Source organism: Kitasatospora sp. NPDC001683, assembly GCF_053596495.1.
Genome location: NZ_JBSFGK010000069.1, coordinates 25,231 through 42,684, shown reverse-complemented (window position 1 = coordinate 42,684; position 17,454 = coordinate 25,231). Strand labels below are relative to the sequence as shown.

The window sequence follows — 17,454 nt, the reverse complement described above, 5'->3', positions numbered from 1 at the left end:
CCCGCCCCCCGGGGCCGGCCCCCCGCCCAGTTCTCATCGCTTCTTGGCAGGCGCTATGTGTACATTCCGCCCCGCCGCGATTGCGCGGCGGGGCGGAATGACCAGCCAGTCCACTGCAATTGAACCCTGGCCTTTTTGCTTCTGCGTAGGAAGTCGATCTGGCCGAAGCGGCGACGGGGCGATGAGGGCGAAGTGGCGCGTGGTTGGGGTGGGTTCGTGTCCCCGGACACGAGCCCACCCCAACAGGGAGACCTCGGGTGGCCGTGGGCGCCAGCGCGAGGCGCCGCGTTGGCAGGGGGCTATCCCGACGATGGTGGGGTGCAGGAGGGGTACGGGCGCTGATCCGGGCGGTCTGGAAGGCGGCGCAGGTAGCCGCGGCCGGATCTCCTCAGCCGCGTTGGAGGAGGCGGGTGGCGCCCGCGACGACGGTGGAGGCGAGCAGCCAGCCGACCACGACCAGGCCGGCGGAGATCCACTGGCTGGTCCCGCCGGGGTTCCAGGCGCCCTGGTTGAGGTCGATGATCGGCAGCAGCTGGTTGAGGGTGTAGAGCACCGCGTTCCAGTGGGGCTTCTCGTCGGCCTTGAGCGGGTCCAGCTCGTGGGTGGCGAACCAGATGCTGCCGAGTGCCCAGGCGAGCAGCAGCCACAGGCCGGCGCGGCCGGGGCGGTAGCCGTAACCGACGGTGATGTCCTGGACCCGGCCCCAGATCCGGGCGGGTAGCGGCAGGGTCTCCTGGCGGCGGCGCTGCTTGGCGTACAGCACCTCGCGGGCGTCGTCGTCGGCGCCGTCGCGGCGCAGGGCGGCGGCGAGCTGCTCGTAGGACTCCGGCTGGAACTCCACCGCGGAGCCCTCCAGCCAGGCGATCCGCTGCCGGATGGTGAACGGGCCGACCGGGCGGAGGTTCTCGTAGACGAAGCCGGTCAGCCGCAGGTGCTTGCCGAGCGGCCAGGCCTCCGGGGTGTCGACCAGGTTGCCGACCCGGGCGCGGGAGAGGGAGACGGTGCCGGTGGGCCGGATCTTGCAGGTGAAGCGGAGCTCGGGGGTGTGGATGCGGCGCAGTGAGACCTCGTCGTCACCCTCCAGGTGGAATTCTCCGGAGATCAGGCACGCGGCCTCGAAGCGGGCGTCGGAGAGCCGCACCTGGCCGAAGGCGCGGAACGGGGTGCTGGGGGCGTCGGGTGGGGGGCTCTGGCCGTAGCCGGAGCCGTAGTAGCTGCGGGAGCCGAACCAGCCGCCGTCGGCGGAGCTGGTCAGGTAGAGGGTATGGCCGACGTTGAGCCGGACGGCGTTCAGGCAGACCCGGTTCTGCGGGTCGGCGTGCAGCTGGGCGCCGCGGAGCGAGAACCGGCCGCCTATCCGGGCCGTGCGGACGCTCAACTCGCCCCGGGTCTCCAGGCGTTCGGCCTCGAAGTCCTGGTGGACGGTGATCCCGTCGGCGGACACCGCGCGGCCGTAGCGGTCGCCGCCGATGACGGCCAGGTTGAGCAGCAGGTCGGTGCCGATCTTGGCGTCGGTGAGCCGGATGCCGTCGGGGATCCGGCAGCGGGCCAGGTGGAGGTCGCCGGTGGTGGAGAGTCGGGAGGCCTCCAGGCGGGGGACCAGGCAGTCGACCATGCGCAGGGTGGTCGCCGAGGCCTCCGAGATGAGGATCTTGTGCTCGAAGCGGCAGCCGCGCAGTTCGACGTACCGGTCGATGTGGCCGCCGGCCAGGTTGAGCGCACCGGTGACGTACACGCCGCTCATCCGCAGTGAGGCGACACGCCCGGCGGTGGGCCGCGGGCCGGCCAGCAGCAGGTGGGCGAGCACCTCGGCGCTCACTGTCCGGCCGGGCCCCCAGATGGCGTCCCCGAACGGGTCGTCGACGTCGTCCCGGCCACAGCGGCGGTCGAAGACCTCGCCCTCGCGGAAGGCCTCCCAGAGCTCGCGTTCGGTGTCCGTCCAGCTTTCCGGAGCCGATTCCGCCATGATTTTCCCCGTCCCCCCGGTCGTCTCGCCTTTCGTATCACGGACTGAAATGTGCGACCACCTGTTCCGGCCACTCCTTACACTGGGTGGCGTGATCTCTCGAATCGACCTCCGCGGCTCGCTGGACGACCCGCGTGACCTGCTGCCCCGTGCCGAGTTCGACGTGGCGGCCGCCCTGGAGAAGGTGCGGCCGATCGCCGAGGACGTACGCCATCGCGGGGTCGCGGCGCTGATCGAGATCACCGAACGCTTCGACGGCGTCCGGCTGGAATCCACCCGCGTCCCGGCCGAGCAGCTGACCGCCGCCCTGGAGACGCTGGACCCGCGGGTGCGGGCCGCACTGGAGGAGTCGATCCGCCGGGCCCGGGGCGTGCACGCCGACCAGCGCCGCACCGGGCACACCACCCAGGTGGTGCCGGGCGGCACGGTCACCCAGCGCTGGGTGCCGGTCGAGCGGGTCGGCCTGTACGTGCCGGGTGGGCTGGCGGTCTACCCGTCCTCCGTGGTGATGAACGTGGTGCCGGCCCAGGAGGCAGGCGTCCAGGGCATCGCGGTCACCTCCCCGCCGCAGAAGGAGTTCGGTGGCCGGGTCCACCCGACCATCCTGGCGGCCTGCGCGCTGCTCGGCGTCGACGAGGTCTACTCCGTCGGCGGCGCCCAGGCGGTGGCGATGTTCGCCCTCGGCACCGAGGAGTGCGCGCCGGTCAACATGGTGACCGGCCCCGGCAACATCTACGTCGCCGCCGCCAAGCGGCTGTTCGCCGGCCGGATCGGCATCGACTCCGAGGCCGGCCCGACCGAGATCGCCGTCCTCGCCGACGACAGCGCGCTGCCCGGCGACGTCGCCGCCGACCTGATCAGCCAGGCCGAGCACGGCCCGACCTCCGGCTCGGTGCTGGTCACCGACTCCCCGGAGCTGGCCGACGCGGTCGAGGCCGAGCTGGCCGTGCAGGTCGCGCGGACCAAGCACAGCGAGCGGGTCGCCGAGGCGCTGGGCGGCCGGCAGTCCGGCATCATCCTGGTCGACGACCTGACCCAGGGCCTCGCCGTGGTCAACGCGTACGCGGCCGAGCACCTGGAGATCCAGACCCGCGACCCGCACGCGGTGGCGGCCCGGGTCGTCAACGCCGGCGCGATCTTCATCGGTCGCTGGACCCCGGTCTCGCTGGGCGACTACGCGGCCGGCTCCAACCACGTGCTGCCGACCGGCGGCTGCGCCTGCCACTCCTCCGGGCTGTCGGTGCAGACCTTCCTGCGCGGCGTCCAGGTCGTCGAGTACGACCGGGACGCGCTGGCCGACGTCGCCGCGCACGTGGTCACCCTGGCCGACGCCGAGGACCTCCCCGGGCACGGGGACGCGATCAAGGCTCGCTTCGACTGGACGGTTCCCGGCTCGTGACCATTCGTACGACTCGTATCGACGACCTGCCCATCCGGGACGAGCTGCGCGGCCAGTCCCCGTACGGCGCACCGCAGTTGGACGTCCCCGTCCAGTTGAACACCAACGAGAACCCGTACCCGCTGCCCGAGGAGCTGGTCGCCCGGATCGCCGAGCGCGTCGCCGAGGCCGCCCGCAACCTCAACCGCTACCCCGACCGGGACGCGGTTGAGCTGCGCGAAGGCCTCGCCGCCTACCTGACCCGCACCACCGGCTTCCCGGTCGCGCGCGAGCAGGTGTGGGCCGCCAACGGCTCCAACGAGGTCCTCCAGCAGCTGCTGCAGACCTTCGGCGGCCCCGGCCGCAGCGCCCTCGGCTTCGAGCCCTCGTACTCGATGCACGCGCTGATCTCCCGGGGCACCGGCACCGCCTGGATCTCCGGCCCGCGCAATGACGACTTCACCATCGACGTCGACGCGGCGCTCGCCGCCATCGCCGAGCACCGGCCCGACGTGGTGTTCATCTGCTCCCCGAACAACCCGACCGGGACGGCGGTGTCGACCGACACCGTGCTGCGGCTGTACGAGGCCGCGCAGGCCGCCCGGCCCAGCCTGGTGGTGGTGGACGAGGCGTACGTCGAGTTCTCGCACCGCGCCTCCCTGCTGCCGCTGATCGAGGGCCGCCCGAACCTGGTGGTCAGCCGCACCATGTCCAAGGCCTTCGGCGCCGCCGGCCTGCGCCTGGGATACCTGGCCGCCGACCCGGCCGTCGTCGACGCCGTCCAGCTGGTGCGCCTGCCGTACCACCTGTCGGCCGTCACCCAGGCCACCGCGCTGGCCTGCCTGGAGCACACCGACACCCTGCTCGGGTACGTCGGCCGGCTCAAGCAGGAGCGCGACCGGCTGGTGGACGCGCTGCGCGCGATGGGCCTGGAGGTGACCGACTCGGATGCCAACTTCGTCCAGTTCGGCCGCTTCGCCGACACCCACGCCGTCTGGCAGGCCATCCTCGACCAGGGTGTCCTGGTCCGTGACAACGGCGTCCCCGGGTGGCTGCGCGTCACCGCCGGCACGCCCGCCGAGAACGACGCCTTCCTGGACGCCGTCCGCACCGTGATCAAGGAGCTGTAACCCCGTATGTCCCGCATCGGACGCGTCGAGCGCACCACCAAGGAGACCTCCGTCCTGGTCGAGATAGACCTCGACGGCACCGGCAAGACCGACATCTCGACGGGCGTCGGGTTCTACGACCACATGCTCGACCAGCTCGGTCGCCACGGTCTGTTCGACCTCACCGTCAAGACCGACGGCGACCTGCACATCGACACCCACCACACCATCGAGGACACCGCCCTCGCGCTCGGCGCCGCCTTCAAGCAGGCGCTCGGCGACAAGGTCGGCATCTACCGCTTCGGCAACTGCACGGTGCCGCTGGACGAGTCGCTCGCCCAGGTCACCGTCGACCTCTCCGGCCGGCCCTACCTGGTGCACACCGAGCCCGAGGGCATGGCGCCGATGATCGGCAGCTACGACACCACGATGACCCGGCACATCCTGGAGTCCTTCGTCGCCCAGGCCCAGATCGCGCTGCACGTGCACGTCCCGTACGGGCGCAACGCGCACCACATCGTGGAGTGCCAGTTCAAGGCGCTGGCCCGGGCGCTGCGCTACGCCGCCGAACGCGACCCGCGCGCGGCCGGAATCCTCCCCTCGACCAAGGGTGCACTGTGAGCAAGTCCGCTGTGGCTCTGATCTTCGTCGGACTCTTCCTGTTCGGCGGGGTGATCTCGTTCTGGAAGCAGAAGCTGCCGAAGAGCGTCATGCTCGTGCTGGGGATGGGCGCGGGGATGTGCCTGGCCGCCGGCGTCATGCGCCTGTAGACCCGCCCGGACCTGTAGAGAGACTGGACACCTGAACATGGGCAAGAACGTCGTCGTCCTCGACTACGGCTCCGGCAACCTCCGCTCCGCGCAGCGCGCCCTGGAGCGGACCGGGGCGAACGTCAGGGTCAGCGCCGACTACGACACCGCGATGGCCGCGGACGGCCTGCTCGTCCCCGGCGTGGGCGCCTTCGAGGCGTGCATGCGCGGGCTGAAGTCGGTCCGCGGGGACTGGATCATCGGCCGCCGGCTCGCCGGGGGCCGCCCGGTCATGGGCATCTGCGTCGGCATGCAGATCCTCTTCGAGAAGGGCGTCGAGCACGGCGTGGAGACGGCCGGCTGCGACGAGTGGCCCGGCACCGTCGAGCCGCTGGACGCCCCGGTCGTCCCGCACATGGGCTGGAACACCGTGGACGTGCCCGAGGGCAGCCGGATGTTCGCCGGCCTGGACCCGGAGACCCGCTTCTACTTCGTGCACTCCTACGGGGTGCGGCACTGGGAGCTGGAGACCCACAGCGCGCGGATCAACCCGCCGCTGGTCACCTGGGCCACCCACGGGCAGCCGTTCGTCGCCGCCGTCGAGAACGGCCCGCTGTGGGCCACCCAGTTCCACCCCGAGAAGTCCGGCGACGCCGGCGCCGCCCTGCTGACCAACTGGGTCAACACCCTCTGACGATCTGAGAGTTGCGTACATCATGACCCGCCTCGAACTGCTCCCCGCCGTCGACGTCCGGGACGGCCAGGCCGTGCGCCTGGTCAAGGGCGCGTCCGGCACCGAGACCTCCTTCGGCGAGCCGCTGGCCGCCGCCCTCGCCTGGCAGGACGCCGGCGCAGAGTGGCTGCACCTGGTCGACCTGGACGCCGCCTTCGGCACCGGCTCCAACTACGAGCTGCTGCGCGAGGTCACCGGCCGGCTGGACATCAAGGTCGAGCTGTCCGGCGGCATCCGCGACGACGAGTCGCTCGCCCGCGCGCTCGCCACCGGCTGCACCCGGGTCAACCTCGGCACCGCCGCCCTGGAGGCCCCCGAGTGGGTCGCCAAGGCCATCGCCGAGCACGGCGACAAGATCGCCGTCGGCCTGGACGTGGTCGGCACCACCCTGCGCGGCCGCGGCTGGACCCGCGACGGCGGCCAGCTCTTCGAGGTGCTGGAGCGCCTCAACCAGGAGGGCTGCGCCCGCTACGTCGTCACCGACGTCAACCGCGACGGCACCCTGACCGGCCCCAACCTGCAGCTGCTGCGCGACGTCTGCGGCGCCACCGACCGCCCGGTCGTCGCCTCCGGCGGCGTCTCCTCGCTGGACGACCTGCGCGCCATCGCCACCCTCGTCGGTGAGGGTGTCGAGGGCGCCATCGTGGGCAAGGCACTCTACGAGCAGAAGTTCACCCTCGAAGAGGCCCTGGAGGCGGTTTCCGGATGACCGATGGTCGGATCGTACGCGGGCGGATCACCGGCTTCTCCCCCTGGGAGGAGGAGTTCGGCTACTCCCGGGCGGTCGCCGCGGGCGACCACGTGCACGTCGCCGGCTCCACCGCCTGGGTGGACGGCCGGATCGAGCACGAGGGCGACCCGTACCGGCAAACCCTCGCCGCGTTCGGCGTCGGGCTCCGGGCCCTGGCCGCGTACGGTCTGACCGCGGACGACGTGGTCCGCACCCGGATGTACATCACCCACGTCCGCGACGCCGAGGAGGTGGGCCGCGCCCACCGCGAACTCTTCGTCGTCGCACGCCCGGTGGCCACCATGGTGGTGGTCGACGGGCTGATCGACTCCCGGATGATGGTCGAGGTCGAGATCGACGCGTACCGCACCGGGCTGGCAAAGACCCTGGAAGCCCCGGAAGGCAATCAGCCGTGACCCTTGCAGTACGTGTCATCCCCTGCCTGGACGTCGACGCCGGGCGGGTGGTCAAGGGCGTCAACTTCCAGAACCTGCGCGACGCCGGCGACCCGGTCGAGATGGCCAAGCTCTACGACGCCGAGGGCGCCGACGAGCTGACCTTCCTCGACATCACGGCCTCCTCCGGCGACCGCGAGACCACCTACGACGTGGTCCGCCGCACCGCCGAGCAGGTGTTCATCCCGCTCACCGTCGGTGGCGGCATCCGGGCCGTCGAGGACGTCGACAAGCTGCTGCGGGCCGGCGCCGACAAGGTCGGCGTCAACACCGCGGCCATCGCCCGGCCCGAGCTGATCCGCGAGATCGCCCAGCGGTTCGGACGGCAGGTGCTGGTGCTGTCGGTCGACGCCCGGCGCTGCCCTCCCGGGACCGAGACCGCTTCGGGCTACGAGGTCACCACCCACGGCGGGCGCCAGGGCACCGGTCTGGACGCCGTCGAATGGGCGGGCCGCGCCGCCGAGTTGGGGGCGGGCGAGATCCTGCTCAACTCGATGGACGCGGACGGCACCAAGGACGGCTACGACCTGGAGATGATCCGCGCCGTCCGCAAGGCTGTCTCGGTGCCGGTGATCGCCTCCGGCGGGGCCGGCAAGCTCGGCGACTTCGCCCCGGCCGTCGAGGCGGGGGCGGACGCGGTGCTCGCGGCCAGCGTCTTCCACTTCGGGGACCTGCGGATCGGCGAGGTCAAGAACGCGCTGCGGGAGGCCGGGCACCCGGTCCGGTGATCTTTCAGGGTGCTTGAGGGCCCGCTGCTCGCGCAGCGGGCCCGGTTTTCTGCTCAGGACGCCTGCGGCTCTGCTCAGGACTCCTGCGGCTCGCCCTTGATCAGGGCGAAGGGGGCGCCGTTCGGGTCCGCCAGCCAGGCGATCCGGCCGACGTTCTCCACGTCCTCCGCCGGCATCAGCACCGAGCCGCCGGCCGCCGACGCCTTGCTGACCAGGGCGTCCACGTCCTCGGCGGCGAAGTACGGCGTCCAGGCGGAGGGCTGGCCCCCGCCCGTCGCCGGGGCGATGCCGCCGAAGCTCGTCTGCTGCTGGTCGCCGTCGGCCGTGGAGACCACCCGGTAGTTCATGCCCGGGCTCGGCTCGAAGTTCTGCACCCGCCAGTTGAACAGGCTGGTGTAGAAGGTGAAGGCGCCCTCCTGGTCGGAGGTGTGCAGCTCGGCCCAGACCAGGGTGTTGGGCTCGGAGACGGCGTCCAGCCCGATCGTGTTCCCGGCCTGCCAGATCGCGAACTCGGCCCCCTGCGGATCGGTGAGCGCCGCGAACCGGCCCTCCTGCATGACGTCCGTCGGCGGGACGCGGACGGTGGCCCCGGCCTGCTCGGCGGCCTTGGCGGTGGCGTCCGCGTCGGCGGTGCGGAAGTACGTCGTCCAGGCGGACCGCGCGCCCGCGTCGAGGCTGCCGAGCGCGGCAACCCGCTTGTCGCCCAGCTTCAGGAAGCCGTAACCGCCCGCGTCGGGGACCTCCTGGAAGGTCCAGCCGAAGACCTTGCCGTAGAAGTCGGCGGTGGCCCGGATGTTCGGGCTGCCCAGGTCGATCCAGCAGGGCGAGCCGATCGGGAAGTCGGTGGTGAGCATGAAGTGGTGCCCTTCGACGGAGAGTGACCGGGGCAGCTCCCTCGGGCGGCTACCCGCCCCTCCCCGGCCACCTGAGAGTCTGCACCCGGGCACTGACATCCGCATTTCTTGATTGCCGCCGGTTCCTTGATGCCTGCGGTCCTTCATGCCTGCGGTTTCTTGACGCCTGCGGTTTCTTGATTGCCGCCGGCGCCACGGTTCCGTATGGTGCTGGGCAACGCGTCGACGGAGACGAGTAGCCAGGGATCACGCGAGCAGAGAGAGCCGCCGGAAGCTGGGAAGGCGGCCTCGCGCCCCGAGGCGAAGACCCTCCTGAGCGCGGGGAGGAACGGCCACCGCCCGGTGGTCCAATGCCCCGCCGGCCGGCCCCCGTCACCGGGCCCGAACGAGGCCGCCACTGCGTTTGTGTGGCGGCGAAAGTGCGGTGGTACCGCGAGTTGCCCTTCTCGCCCGCACTCCCAAGGGATCATGACGACGTCCTCAAGGAGGACCGCAATGATCCACAGCCGCGTACCCGTCTCCGACCTGCGAGAACACGTCGGCCGTACCGTCTCCGTCCGCGGATGGGTGAACGCCCTCCGGTTGCAGCGCGCGATGCAGTTCGTCATCGTGCGGGACGGAAGCGGAATGGTACAGGTGACCCACAAGCGTGACGGCGGGCCCCTGGAGGCCCGGCTCGAAGCCCTCACCCCCGAGTCCGCCGTACGGATCACCGGCCGTGTCGTCGAGGCGGCGCAGGTCAAGCTCGGCGGCCTGGAGATCGTCCCCGAGGCGGTCGAGGTCCTGAACCCGGCCGCCACCCCGCTGCCGATCGACGACCACACGGGCCCGGAGCAGCGCCTCGACTGGCGCTTCCTGGACGTGCGTCGCCGCCCCGCCGCCCAGCTGCTGTTCGCCGTGCAGACCACCCTGGAACAGGGCCTGCGCGAGTACGCGTACGCGCAGGGCGCCACCGAGATGCACACCCCCAAACTCATGGGCACCGCCTCGGAGTCCGGCGCGGAGGTCTTCGAGCTCGGCTACTTCGGCCGCAGCGCCTACCTCGCGCAGTCACCGCAGTTCTTCAAGCAGATGGCGATCGCGGCCGGCATCGACAAGGTCTTCGAGATCGGACCGGTCTTCCGCGCCGAGCCCTCCTTCACCTCCCGGCACGCCACCGAGTTCACCGGCGTCGACGTGGAGCTCGCCTGGATCGACGGGGTCGAGGACGTGATGGCCTTCGAGGAGCGGATGCTCGCCCACGCCATCGCCAAGGTCGCCGACCGGCACGGCGCGGGCATCGCCGAGCACTTCGGCGTCCAGGTCACCGTGCCCACGACCCCCTTCCCCCGCCTCACCATGGCCGAGGCACAGGAGATCCTGCGCAAGGGCGGCTGGGACCCGGAAGGCGTCAAGGAGGACCTGGACCCGGAGGGCGAGCGCGCCGTCTCGGCCCACATCAGGGAAGCCACCGGGCACCAGTTCGTGTTCATCACCCACTACCCGGTCGGCATCCGGCCCTTCTACCACATGCGACCCGCCGACGACCCAGGCCTGACCCTGAGCTTCGACCTGCTCTGGAACGGCCTGGAAGTCACCACCGGCGCCCAGCGCGAACACCGCTACGACGTCCTGCTGCGGCAGGCCGCCGAGAAGGGCCTCAGCCCGGAGCCGATCCGGGACTACCTCAACGCCTTCCGCTACGGCTGCCCACCCCACGGCGGCCTCGGCATGGGCCTCGGCCGGATGCTGATGGTCCTCCTCGGCCTGCCCTCGATCCGCGAGGCCACCTTCCTCTTCCGCGGCCCGAACCGGCTCACGCCGTAGGCGGGTTGCGGCGGCGTCCCACGGCCCGGGCGGGGGCCGTGCCGTGGGAAGGTGGTCGGCCAGTATGGTGGCGCCGCCTTGGCTTGCCAAGGCGGCGCACAGCCCTACTTCACAGGCAGCGGCAGGGCGTGGCGGAGGGCCTCGACGGCGTCCGGGGGGCCGTCGACGGTGAGGGTGGTGTGGGCGCCGCGGCCGTAGGTGAAGAGGACGAGTTCGGCGGGTTCGCCGGTGAGGTGGACGGTGGGGGCGCCGGCGGGGCCGACGGTGATGGACTGGCCGTCGGGGCGGGAGAGGGTGAGGCGGACGGGGGAGCGGCGGCCGGCCTCGAGACGGGCGAGAAGGGGGAGTCGGCGCCAGAGGGCTTCGGCGCGGCCGGGCGGAACGGGCCGGGCGGTCCAGTCGTCGCCGGCGCGGGCGATGTCTTCGGCGTGGACGAAGTACTCGACGGTGTTGGCCGCTTCGTCGGCGCCGGGGAGGGCGAACAGGGAGTAGACGGGCGGTCCGGCGCGGAAGAGTCGGACCAGTTCCTCGTAGGGGCGTGACGCGTAGTCGTCCTGTACCCGCTTCGTCCAGCCGGCCAGGGCGCCGACCCGGATGCCGGGCGCCGCGTCGGGGCGGCGCTCGCGGATCACCAGGTGGGCGGCGAGGTCCCGGGTGGTCCACCCGGCACACAGGGTGGGGGCGTCCGGCCCCGCGGCGGTGAGGAGTTGGGCGAGGCGGTGGCGTTCGGCGAGGGCGTGGTTCGACATGGCCTCAAGCCTATGGGGGCGGCCATCAATTGATGACCTGGCCGACGCGGCTCAGCCCGGCGAGGGGCGACACGAGCAGGCTCCTCCTCAGCCTCATCCGTGTTGGACGGGAAAGGGTGAGGTTAGGGTGCTGCTCGGGGTTTTCTTCGGCGTGCCCATCGATACATCGATGGGCACGCCGAATTTCATTCTCTTGTTCTTGTCAATGATTGCGGCGTCGAGGCTACTGGTGCAGCTGCCTCGTGAGTTTGGGGCTGCCCGGTTTGGGGCCGGCGGTGAGGGTGCAGGTGTAGTCGCGCCAGCCCTGTTGGTAGTTGGTGAGGGCGGGGCCGAACTGGCGGGGGTAGTAGGACTTTCCGTCGGGCTGGTGGGCCTTGGCGGTGGCTTCGGGGTCCTTGCAGCCGTCGCGCATGGCGAGGGCGATGGGGATTTCGCCCGTGAGGTTGTCGGGGAGTTTGAGGTTGGCGATGACTTCGCCGTCGTGGGGGGTGGTGCAGGGGCGCTCCTCGGCCTTGGTGATCACCGGGCTGAGCTGAGGGTGGTCGAAGCAGGTGCCCACCGGGAAGTAGGCGTACGGGGGTTGGGGCTTGGTGGGGGTGGGCGTCGGCGTGGGGGGCGGGGTCGCGGAGGAGGAGGAAGGGGAGGGCGGGGGCGGGGCCGCGGCGGGCTTGGGGGTGTCCTCGGGCCAGAGCAGCACGGTGGCCACCACCGCGAGCAGCACGGCCAGGACGGCGACGACGGTGATCACCAGGCCCCGGGGCGGACGGGAGGCGGCGGCTTCGGGCGGCTGCTGCTCGGAGGTCATGGGCTGAGGATGGCCCAGCGGGGCCCGGCCCGGCAGGTGGTTGGCGGAACTGACCCCGTTCGGACGCCGCGGCCGGGCTGACACAATGGCCCCATGTCCACCACACCCGCCGCCCCCGGCACCACCGCCCTCGACCCGGCGATCGCCGCCCGCCTCAAGCGCACCGAGGACGGCCTGCTCCCGGCCATCGCGCAGCAGTACGACACCGGCGAGGTGCTGATGCTGGGCTGGATGGACGACGAGGCGCTGCACCGCACGCTCACCACCGGCCGCTGCACGTACTGGAGCCGCAGCCGCCGTGAGTACTGGGTGAAGGGCGACACCTCCGGTCACGTGCAGGCGGTCAAGTCGGTGGCCCTCGACTGCGACGGCGACACCCTGCTGGTCAAGGTCGACCAGACGGGCGCGGCCTGCCACACCGGCGACCGCACCTGCTTCGACGCCGACGTGCTCCCGACCGCCTGATCCCCAGCGTCTGATTCCCGCCATCCGACTCCAGAAGGTGCCGCCCCGCATGGATCTCGAAGCCTTCCGCAAGCTCGCCGTCGACACCCGGGTCATCCCCGTCACCCGCAGGCTCCTCGCGGACGGCCTCACCCCGATCGGCCTCTACCGCAGCCTCGCCGAGGAGCGGCCCGGCACCTTCCTGCTGGAGTCCGCCGAGCAGGGCACCTGGTCGCGCTACTCCTTCGTGGGCGTGCGCAGCGCCGCCGCGCTGACCACCGGCCCGGACGGCGGCGCCCGCTGGCTCGGCAGCCCGCCGGTCGGCATCCCCACCGGCGGCGACCCGCTGGAGGTGCTGCGCGCCGCCCTGGCGGCCCTGCACACCCCGCGCCGCCCCGACGACGGCCTGCCCCCGCTGACCGGCGGCCTGGTCGGCTACCTCGGGTACGACGTCGTCCGCCGGCTGGAGAAGCTGCCCGACCTCAACCCGGACGACCTCCGGCTGCCCGAGCTGACCATGCTGCTCGCCACCGACCTCGCCGTGCTCGACCACCTGGACGGCACGGTGCTGCTGATCGCCAACGCCGTCAACCACAACGACCTGGCCAGTGGCGTGGACGAGGCGTACGCGGACGCGGTGGCCCGCCTGGACGCCATGGAGGCGGGCCTGCTCAAGCCGGTCGACCCGGGGCTGGCGACCTTCACCCCGGCCGGCCCCGGCGAGGTGCACTCGCCGTTCGGCGGGGAGCCGTACCGGGCCGCGGTGGAGGAGATCAAGGAGCGGATCCGGGCCGGCGAGGCCTTCCAGGTGGTGCCCTCGCAGCGCTTCGAGGCGCCCTGCCCGGCCTCCGCGCTGGACGTCTACCGGGTGCTGCGCACCACCAACCCCAGCCCGTACATGTACCTGTTCCGCTTCCCCGGGCCGGACGGCGGCGCCGAGGGCGGCTTCGACGTGGTCGGCTCCAGCCCGGAGGCGCTGGTCAAGGTCGCCGACGGGGAGGCGATGCTGCACCCGATCGCCGGCACCCGGCACCGCGGCGCCACCCCGCACGAGGACGCCGTGCTGGCCGCCGAACTGCTCGCCGACCCCAAGGAGCGGGCCGAGCACCTGATGCTGGTCGACCTCGGCCGCAACGACCTGGGCCGGGTGTGCGAGCCGGGCAGCGTCGAGGTGGTCGACTTCATGCAGATCGAGCGCTACAGCCACGTGATGCACATCGTCTCGACGGTGACCGGCAAGGTCGCCCCGGGGCGGAGCGCCTTCGACGTGCTGACCGCCTGCTTCCCGGCCGGCACCCTCTCCGGCGCCCCCAAGCCCCGGGCGATGCGGATCATCGAGGAGCTGGAACCCACCCGGCGCGGCCTGTACGGCGGCTGCGTCGGCTACCTGGACTTCGCCGGGGACTCGGACACCGCGATCGCGATCCGCACCGCGGTGCTGCGCGACGGCACCGCGTACGTGCAGGCGGGCGCGGGCGTGGTCGCCGACTCGGACCCGCACGGCGAGGACACCGAGTGCCGCAACAAGGCGGCCGCCGTGCTGCGAGCCGTCGCCACCGCCAATACGCTGCGGAGGCCGGAACTGTCCTGAGGCGTGAGGAGGCGGCCGGGATGCCCGAGGTGCCGTACGACGAGCTGCGCTGGGGGGTCGTGTTCGACGCTGCCGTGCAGATCGGGGACGAACTCGGGGGCCGGAGGCGGGTACTGTCGCAGGTCCTGATCGACTTCCCGGCCGCGCACGGCCCGCTCGCCCCGGACCTGGCGGTGGTCGCCCCGGACGCGGTGCACAACGCCCGCGGCCGGTACGAGGCGGCCGAGGTCGAGATGGTGCTGGAGGTGGCGCACCCCGGCCGGGACCACGCGTGGGTGCGGGCCTGCGCGGAGAGCGGCGTACCGCTGTACGTGGTGGTCGACCCGGCGGCCGAGGTCTGCACCGTGCACACCGCGCCGGACTCGGGCGGCGGCTACCGCGAAGCGGAGCGGGTGCCGTTCGGCAACGACCTCTTCCTGCCGCTCGGCGATCGGACCCTGGTGCTGCAGACCGGCGGGTTTCCGACCGAGAGGCCCACCCCGGGTACGGCGTAGGGCACGGCCCGGGGGATAGTGGACGGGTGACCGACGCAGACCAGACCCCTGTCCCCACGCCCGCGGCCGGCCGCCGCACCCTCGGCGTGATGCTGCTGCTGACCGTGCTGAGCGCCGTGCTGGTGCTGACCGCGGCCGGGCGGGTCTGGGCCGAGGGCCGGGCCGGCACCCTGGACGTGTCCGTGACCGGCGGCAAGATCTCCGAACTGCCCGGCGGGCTGGCCTTGGTGGGCCTGGCCGCGGCCGTCGCGGTGTTCGCGGTGCGCGGCGTCGGCCGGCTCGCGGTCGGCACGCTGACCCTGCTGGCCGGACTGGGCGCGGCCGCCGCCTCGGTGGCTGGCGCCTCGGACACCGTCGCGCTGGACTCCGCCGCCTCGGGCAAGCTGGCGCTGGCCGGCTCGACCGCCACCGAGGTCTCGCACACCGGCTGGCCCTGGGTCGCGCTGGTGGGCGGGCTGCTGCTGGCCCTGGCCGGGCTGATCACCCTGCGCTACGGCCGCGGCTGGCCGGCCATGGGCAGCCGCTACGAGGCGCCCACCCGCAAGGCGCCGGCGAAGGCCGACACGCCTGGTGACCTGTGGAAGGCCCTGGACCGCGGCGAGGACCCGACCGCCGTCTGAGGACCCGACCGCGGCGAGGACCCGACCGCCGTATGAGACCGCACGGCCGACCAGCGGGTGTGACGCGATAGACGGGCCACCCGCTTTGGGTCGCCCGTGTGTGGCCCGGCACAATGGACCCCGTCAACCCGCCGGCGGCCCCGCAGGCCCGGCCGGGCCCCGAGAGCCTAGGAGCACCATCGATGGCAGCAGCAGCACACGGCCACACCACCGCCGCCTGGACCGGCGTCGTCATCTCCTTCGTCGGCTTCGGCATCGCAGGCGTCGCGATGATCCTGCCGTCGCCGCTGCTGGTCATCGCCGGTCTGGCGGTCGTCGTCGTGGGCGGCATCGTCGGCAAGGCGATGTCGATGGCGGGCATGGGCAGGCAGGCCAGCACCAACGTCTACAAGTCGGTCGAGGAGCAGACCGCGGCGCGCAAGGCGGCCCTCGAGGCCCGCGCGACCGTCGCCGCCTGACGACGACGGACACCCCTGGTACGGACCCCGCTCGACCGAGGAGTCGACTGCGGAACCGACCGGGGATTCGTACAACCGAACGGCGGGCGCGCCACGCCCGCCGTTTCGTCGTATCCGGGCCCGCCCGCGGGCACAATCGGGGCGTGAACGCCGCCCCCACCGCCTCCGCCCCACCGCCCGTACTGCGCCGGATGGGCCCGCCGCTGGCCGCGCTGGCGGCGGTGGCCGTCCCCGCCGGATACGTCGCGGCGGTGGACCCCAACGCCCCCGGGCACTACCCCGACTGCCCCTTCCTGACCGCCACCGGCTGGTGGTGCCCCGGCTGCGGGGGCCTGCGCTGCGTCCACGCGCTGGCCCACGGGGACCTCACCGGCGCGCTGCACGACAACGCGGTGGCCGTCCTGCTGTTCGGCGTCCTGGCGGTGCTCTGGCTGCGCTGGGCCTGGGCCGCGCTGACCCTCGGACCGCCGGTGCGGATCTCGGTCGGGGCCCGGCGCTGGGCGCTGATCGGCCTGCTGGTGCTGGTGTTCGCGGTGGTCCGCAACCTGCCCGTGGGGGCGGGGCTGGCACCGCCGGTGGTCTGAGCGGCCCCGAGCCCGGCCGCGGGCTCCCAGCCCCGCCGGAGCGCGGCACACCGCCGGTGGAGAGCCGGTGAAGCCGCAGTTGGGAGCCGTCGGACGGAGCGTCCGTTCCGCGAGACGCGTGCCGGGCGGATGCGCTGCGCGCACCCGGGTGCCGATACCATCGAAGGGCCGACGGGCCCCCGCCCGTCCGGCTCGCGCTGGCGAACCAGCAGAAATGATGGGGGCTCCTGAGTGAGTGTGCTCGACTCGATCATCGAAGGGGTCCGCGAGGACCTCGCCGAGCGGCAGGCCCGGGTCTCGCTGGACGAGCTCAAGGCGCTCGCGGCCAAGGCCCCGGAGGCCAAGGACGGCGTCGCCGCCCTCAAGGGCGACGGGGTCCGGGTGATCTGCGAGGTGAAGCGCTCCAGCCCGTCCAAGGGCGCGTTGGCCTCGATCGCCGACCCGGCCGCCCTGGCCCGCGACTACGCGGCCGGCGGTGCCGCCGCGATCAGCGTGCTGACCGAGCAGCGCCGCTTCGGCGGGTCGCTCGCCGACCTGGACGCGGTCCGCGCCGCGGTGGACACCCCGCTGCTGCGCAAGGACTTCATCGTCACCGCCTACCAGCTGTGGGAGGCCCGCGCGCACGGCGCCGACCTCGCCCTGCTGATCGTCGCCGCCCTCGAGCAGCCGGCCCTGGTGTCGCTGATCGAGCGCGCCGAGTCGATCGGCCTCACCCCGCTGGTCGAGGTGCACGACGAGGACGAGATCCAGCGCGCGGTGGACGCCGGGGCGCGGATCATCGGCGTCAACGCCCGCAACCTGAAGACCCTCGAGGTCGACCGCAGCACGTTCGAGAACGTCGTGCACGCCATCCCGGACGGCATCGTCAAGGTCGCCGAGTCCGGTGTGCGCGGCCCGCTGGACGTGATCAACTACGCCAATCTGGGGGCCGACGCGGTGCTGGTCGGCGAGTCGCTGGTGACCGGCAAGGACCCGCGGGCCGCGGTCGCCGACCTGGTCGCGGCCGGCGCCCACCCCGCCATCCGGCACAAGGACTGACCCGGACCCGATGAAGATCGCCACCCGACTCGCCCCCGGCTGCCGCCCGCGCGGCTGCCGCGCGCCCGCACGCCGGGTGCTGGGGCGCCGGGTGCGGTACGTGATCGGCTGCGAGCCGGGGCAGGTGCCGGGGCGGCGATGGCGCGTGACGCACGGCTGAACC

21 protein-coding genes are annotated in these 17,454 nt (G+C 72.6%); 17 read left to right on the top strand and 4 right to left on the bottom strand.

The annotated features are described in order from the left end of the window. Positions 1 to 388: 388 nt before the first annotated feature. Positions 389 to 1,966 (bottom strand): oxidoreductase, encoded by a 1,578-nt coding sequence (locus ACWCYO_RS29680; RefSeq protein WP_270147583.1) that lies wholly within the window; start codon positions 1,964 to 1,966, stop codon positions 389 to 391. A gap of 91 nt (positions 1,967 to 2,057) precedes the next feature. Between ACWCYO_RS29680 and hisD the strand changes: the two genes are divergently transcribed. The 8 genes from hisD to hisF are packed head-to-tail and all read left to right on the top strand — an operon-like array spanning position 2,058 to position 7,848. Then, entirely contained in the window at positions 2,058 to 3,365 is a 1,308-nt protein-coding gene (hisD, locus tag ACWCYO_RS29675) for a histidinol dehydrogenase (protein ID WP_449785907.1), read from the top strand. Further along, positions 3,362 to 4,474 (top strand): histidinol-phosphate transaminase, encoded by a 1,113-nt coding sequence (locus ACWCYO_RS29670; protein WP_270147586.1) that lies wholly within the window; start codon positions 3,362 to 3,364, stop codon positions 4,472 to 4,474. The genes hisD and ACWCYO_RS29670 overlap by 4 nt, the downstream gene beginning before the upstream one ends. A 6-nt stretch (positions 4,475 to 4,480) precedes the next feature. Continuing rightward, a complete protein-coding gene (hisB, locus tag ACWCYO_RS29665) occupies positions 4,481 to 5,074 on the top strand; it encodes an imidazoleglycerol-phosphate dehydratase HisB (protein WP_270147588.1) in 594 nt (197 codons plus the stop codon). Continuing rightward, positions 5,071 to 5,223, top strand: coding sequence for a hypothetical protein (locus ACWCYO_RS29660; protein ID WP_270147590.1), 153 nt, complete (start codon positions 5,071 to 5,073; stop codon positions 5,221 to 5,223). The genes hisB and ACWCYO_RS29660 overlap by 4 nt, the downstream gene beginning before the upstream one ends. A 37-nt stretch (positions 5,224 to 5,260) precedes the next feature. Beyond that, on the top strand, positions 5,261 to 5,896 hold the full coding sequence (gene hisH / locus ACWCYO_RS29655) for an imidazole glycerol phosphate synthase subunit HisH (protein WP_449785906.1): 636 nt from the start codon (positions 5,261 to 5,263) through the stop codon (positions 5,894 to 5,896). A 22-nt stretch (positions 5,897 to 5,918) separates the two neighbouring features. Further along, a complete protein-coding gene (gene priA / locus ACWCYO_RS29650; RefSeq protein ID WP_449785905.1) occupies positions 5,919 to 6,644 on the top strand; it encodes a bifunctional 1-(5-phosphoribosyl)-5-((5-phosphoribosylamino)methylideneamino)imidazole-4-carboxamide isomerase/phosphoribosylanthranilate isomerase PriA in 726 nt (241 codons plus the stop codon). After that, positions 6,641 to 7,081, top strand: a complete 441-nt coding sequence (locus ACWCYO_RS29645) for a RidA family protein (RefSeq protein ID WP_270147593.1) — start codon at positions 6,641 to 6,643, stop codon at positions 7,079 to 7,081. Before priA ends, ACWCYO_RS29645 begins: the two co-directional genes overlap by 4 nt. Further along, on the top strand, positions 7,078 to 7,848 hold the full coding sequence (hisF, locus tag ACWCYO_RS29640; protein WP_270147594.1) for an imidazole glycerol phosphate synthase subunit HisF: 771 nt from the start codon (positions 7,078 to 7,080) through the stop codon (positions 7,846 to 7,848). Before ACWCYO_RS29645 ends, hisF begins: the two co-directional genes overlap by 4 nt. Before the next feature lie 74 nt (positions 7,849 to 7,922). Here hisF and ACWCYO_RS29635 read toward each other — a convergent pair whose 3' ends face one another. After that, positions 7,923 to 8,702 carry a VOC family protein gene (locus tag ACWCYO_RS29635; RefSeq protein WP_270147595.1) on the bottom strand — a complete coding sequence of 260 codons (780 nt, stop codon included), beginning with the start codon at positions 8,700 to 8,702 and terminating at the stop codon, positions 7,923 to 7,925. Positions 8,703 to 9,197: 495 nt separating this feature from the next. On the opposite strand from ACWCYO_RS29635, the gene aspS reads away from it, so the two are divergent. Then, positions 9,198 to 10,508, top strand: a complete 1,311-nt coding sequence (gene aspS, locus ACWCYO_RS29630) for an aspartate--tRNA(Asn) ligase (protein ID WP_449785904.1) — start codon at positions 9,198 to 9,200, stop codon at positions 10,506 to 10,508. Between the two features lie 104 nt (positions 10,509 to 10,612). Here aspS and ACWCYO_RS29625 read toward each other — a convergent pair whose 3' ends face one another. Together ACWCYO_RS29625 and ACWCYO_RS29620 are read right to left on the bottom strand one after the other, a co-directional pair. Further along, positions 10,613 to 11,257, bottom strand: a complete 645-nt coding sequence (locus ACWCYO_RS29625; RefSeq protein WP_270147599.1) for a TIGR03085 family metal-binding protein — start codon at positions 11,255 to 11,257, stop codon at positions 10,613 to 10,615. 223 nt (positions 11,258 to 11,480) lie between these two features. Beyond that, positions 11,481 to 12,062 carry a hypothetical protein gene (locus ACWCYO_RS29620; RefSeq protein ID WP_270147600.1) on the bottom strand — a complete coding sequence of 194 codons (582 nt, stop codon included), beginning with the start codon at positions 12,060 to 12,062 and terminating at the stop codon, positions 11,481 to 11,483. A gap of 93 nt (positions 12,063 to 12,155) precedes the next feature. Between ACWCYO_RS29620 and hisI the strand changes: the two genes are divergently transcribed. The 8 genes from hisI to trpM all read left to right on the top strand — a co-directional run bounded on the left by hisI (position 12,156) and on the right by trpM (position 17,451). Then, on the top strand, positions 12,156 to 12,527 hold the full coding sequence (gene hisI, locus ACWCYO_RS29615; RefSeq protein ID WP_270147601.1) for a phosphoribosyl-AMP cyclohydrolase: 372 nt from the start codon (positions 12,156 to 12,158) through the stop codon (positions 12,525 to 12,527). Between the two features lie 49 nt (positions 12,528 to 12,576). After that, positions 12,577 to 14,097, top strand: a complete 1,521-nt coding sequence (locus ACWCYO_RS29610; protein ID WP_270147604.1) for an anthranilate synthase component I — start codon at positions 12,577 to 12,579, stop codon at positions 14,095 to 14,097. A gap of 20 nt (positions 14,098 to 14,117) precedes the next feature. Next, positions 14,118 to 14,591, top strand: a complete 474-nt coding sequence (locus ACWCYO_RS29605) for a Uma2 family endonuclease (protein WP_270147606.1) — start codon at positions 14,118 to 14,120, stop codon at positions 14,589 to 14,591. 26 nt (positions 14,592 to 14,617) lie between these two features. Next, positions 14,618 to 15,211, top strand: a complete 594-nt coding sequence (locus ACWCYO_RS29600; RefSeq protein ID WP_449785903.1) for a TIGR02234 family membrane protein — start codon at positions 14,618 to 14,620, stop codon at positions 15,209 to 15,211. Between the two features lie 182 nt (positions 15,212 to 15,393). Next, on the top strand, positions 15,394 to 15,669 hold the full coding sequence (locus tag ACWCYO_RS29595; protein ID WP_270147610.1) for an HGxxPAAW family protein: 276 nt from the start codon (positions 15,394 to 15,396) through the stop codon (positions 15,667 to 15,669). A 143-nt stretch (positions 15,670 to 15,812) separates the two neighbouring features. Continuing rightward, complete coding sequence (locus tag ACWCYO_RS29590; protein ID WP_333493501.1) at positions 15,813 to 16,253, top strand: DUF2752 domain-containing protein; 441 nt, start codon at positions 15,813 to 15,815, stop codon at positions 16,251 to 16,253. 231 nt (positions 16,254 to 16,484) lie between these two features. Further along, on the top strand, positions 16,485 to 17,291 hold the full coding sequence (trpC, locus tag ACWCYO_RS29585; protein WP_270147612.1) for an indole-3-glycerol phosphate synthase TrpC: 807 nt from the start codon (positions 16,485 to 16,487) through the stop codon (positions 17,289 to 17,291). A gap of 10 nt (positions 17,292 to 17,301) precedes the next feature. Continuing rightward, positions 17,302 to 17,451, top strand: a complete 150-nt coding sequence (gene trpM, locus ACWCYO_RS29580; protein ID WP_167395798.1) for a tryptophan biosynthesis modulator TrpM — start codon at positions 17,302 to 17,304, stop codon at positions 17,449 to 17,451. Positions 17,452 to 17,454 lie beyond the last annotated feature (3 nt).

Bases quoted from the DNA above. Each gene is read 5' to 3' on its own strand.
- ACWCYO_RS29620 (WP_270147600.1), bottom strand. From the start codon at position 12,062: ATGACCTCCGAGCAGCAGCCGCCCGAAGCCGCCGCCTCCCGTCCGCCC.
- hisB (WP_270147588.1), top strand. From the start codon at position 4,481: ATGTCCCGCATCGGACGCGTCGAGCGCACCACCAAGGAGACCTCCGTC.
- ACWCYO_RS29595 (WP_270147610.1), top strand. From the start codon at position 15,394: ATGGCAGCAGCAGCACACGGCCACACCACCGCCGCCTGGACCGGCGTC.
- ACWCYO_RS29645 (WP_270147593.1), top strand. From the start codon at position 6,641: ATGACCGATGGTCGGATCGTACGCGGGCGGATCACCGGCTTCTCCCCC.
- ACWCYO_RS29610 (WP_270147604.1), top strand. From the start codon at position 12,577: ATGGATCTCGAAGCCTTCCGCAAGCTCGCCGTCGACACCCGGGTCATC.
- ACWCYO_RS29635 (WP_270147595.1), bottom strand. From the start codon at position 8,702: ATGCTCACCACCGACTTCCCGATCGGCTCGCCCTGCTGGATCGACCTG.
- trpM (WP_167395798.1), top strand. From the start codon at position 17,302: ATGAAGATCGCCACCCGACTCGCCCCCGGCTGCCGCCCGCGCGGCTGC.
- hisH (WP_449785906.1), top strand. From the start codon at position 5,261: ATGGGCAAGAACGTCGTCGTCCTCGACTACGGCTCCGGCAACCTCCGC.
- hisI (WP_270147601.1), top strand. From the start codon at position 12,156: ATGTCCACCACACCCGCCGCCCCCGGCACCACCGCCCTCGACCCGGCG.
- ACWCYO_RS29625 (WP_270147599.1), bottom strand. From the start codon at position 11,257: ATGTCGAACCACGCCCTCGCCGAACGCCACCGCCTCGCCCAACTCCTC.
- priA (WP_449785905.1), top strand. From the start codon at position 5,919: ATGACCCGCCTCGAACTGCTCCCCGCCGTCGACGTCCGGGACGGCCAG.
- ACWCYO_RS29605 (WP_270147606.1), top strand. From the start codon at position 14,118: ATGCCCGAGGTGCCGTACGACGAGCTGCGCTGGGGGGTCGTGTTCGAC.
- aspS (WP_449785904.1), top strand. From the start codon at position 9,198: ATGATCCACAGCCGCGTACCCGTCTCCGACCTGCGAGAACACGTCGGC.
- ACWCYO_RS29680 (WP_270147583.1), bottom strand. From the start codon at position 1,966: ATGGCGGAATCGGCTCCGGAAAGCTGGACGGACACCGAACGCGAGCTC.